1 protein-coding gene is annotated in these 2,065 nt (G+C 72.5%); it reads left to right on the top strand.

What is annotated here, in order from left to right; all coding sequences use genetic code 11:
- Nucleotides 1–2,065 (top strand): Rne/Rng family ribonuclease (locus N801_RS18885; RefSeq protein WP_035940860.1); only part of this gene is annotated, 2,065 nt, incomplete at both ends.

The following is a 2,065-nucleotide window of genomic DNA, read 5'->3' as shown; positions in this document are numbered from 1 at the left end:
CTCCCGCAGGTCCCGGGGCGCCGCGGGCACCCCGTCCGTCGACGCGCCCGACGACGCCACGGAGACCCCCGACGACCAGGGCGACGACGCCAGCGGCGACGAGGCCGGCGACGACACCCAGGACGGCGGCCGTCGCCGTCGCCGCGGTGGTCGCGGTCGACGTGGTCGCGGCAGCAACGACCGGGCCGAGCAGGGCGAGTCCGGCAGCCCCGAGGACACCCAGGACGGCGATCGGGCCTCCAGCACCGACGCCGACGACAGCGGCCCGGACGAGGCGTCCGACACCGAGACCGGTGAGGACGGCTCGAGCCGTCGTCGCCGTCGTCGTCGCCGCTCCGGCTCGGCCAGCGAGAACGAGGACCCGCCCGGCACCGTGACCCGGGTGCGCGAGCCGCGCACGGAGCGCGACGAGCCGACCGCCGTCAAGGGCTCCACACGGCTCGAGGCCAAGAAGCAGCGTCGCCGCGAGGGCCGCGAGGCGGGCCGCCGCCGCACGATCATCACCGAGGCCGAGTTCCTGGCCCGGCGCGAGTCGGTCGAGCGGATCATGGCCGTGCGCGGCAAGGGCGACAAGACCCAGATCGCGGTCCTCGAGGACGGCGTCCTCGTCGAGCACTACGTCTCGCGCGAGTCCAACGCCTCGATGGCCGGCAACGTCTACCTCGGACGCGTCCAGAACGTCCTCCCGTCGATGGAGGCCGCCTTCGTCGACATCGGCAAGGGCCGCAACGCCGTCCTCTACGCCGGTGAGGTCAACTGGGACGCCGCCGGCCTCGAGCAGCACCAGGCCAAGCGCATCGAGAACGCGATGGGCTCGGGCGACACCGTCCTCTGCCAGGTCACCAAGGACCCGATCGGTCACAAGGGTGCCCGCCTCACGAGCCAGATCTCACTGCCGGGCCGCTACCTCGTCTACGTCCCCGAGGGGTCGATGACGGGCATCTCCCGCAAGCTCCCCGACACCGAGCGGGCCCGCCTCAAGGCCATCCTCAAGGAGGTCGTGCCGGACTCCGCCGGTGTCATCGTCCGCACCGCGGCCGAGGGCGCCTCCGAGGAGGAGCTGCGCGCCGACGTCGAGCGCCTCACCAAGGCCTGGGACACCATCCAGGCCAAGGCCAAGGCCGCCGGGTCCAAGAAGGCCGGCAGCGGGGGAGCCCCTGTGCTGCTGCACGGCGAGGCCGACCTCACGGTCCGCGTCATCCGTGACGTCTTCACCGAGGACTTCAGCCAGCTCATCGTCTCGGGCGACCAGGCGTGGAGCGAGGTCAGCGGCTACGTCGACGACGTCGCACCCGACCTCGCCCAGCGCCTCACGCACTGGACCTCCGAGGACGACCTGTTCGCGCACCACCGCGTGGACGAGCAGATCGCCAAGGCGATGGACCGCAAGGTCTGGCTGCCCTCCGGTGGCTCCCTGGTGATCGACCGCACCGAGGCCATGACCGTCGTCGACGTCAACACCGGCAAGTTCGTCGGCTCCGGGGGCAACCTCGAGGAGACCGTCACCAAGAACAACATCGAGGCGGCCGAGGAGATCGTCCGCCAGCTGCGCCTGCGCGACATCGGCGGGATCATCGTCATCGACTTCATCGACATGGTCCTCGAGTCCAACCGCGACCTCGTCGTCCGGCGCCTCCTCGAGTGCCTCGGCCGCGACCGCACCAAGCACCAGGTCGCCGAGGTCACCTCGCTCGGTCTGGTCCAGATGACCCGCAAGCGGGTCGGTTCCGGCCTCATCGAGGTCTTCTCCGAGCCGTGCGAGCACTGCGCCGGCCGCGGCATCATCGTCCAGGCCGAGCCGGTGGACCGGTCCGAGGGCCAGGGCGACTCCGGCCACGGCCACTCGGGTGGGCACGGCGACAAGGGTGGCACCGCCCCCGGTCGTGGCGGCCGCACCCGTCGCGGCAAGGGCGGCGACACCGTTCCCGCCGCGGCCCAGCGCGAGCCCGCCCCCGAGGCGCCGACCCCGACGGGTCCGACCGCTGCCCAGATCGCGGCCGCCGCACATGCGGCCGCCATCAAGTCGATGTCCGGCGAGCCGACCGACGACGACGTGGCCGACCTC

The organism is Knoellia aerolata DSM 18566 (assembly GCF_000768695.1).
Lineage (GTDB): Bacteria > Actinomycetota > Actinomycetes > Actinomycetales > Dermatophilaceae > Knoellia > Knoellia aerolata.
This window is presented reverse-complemented; position numbering and strand designations above follow the sequence as displayed.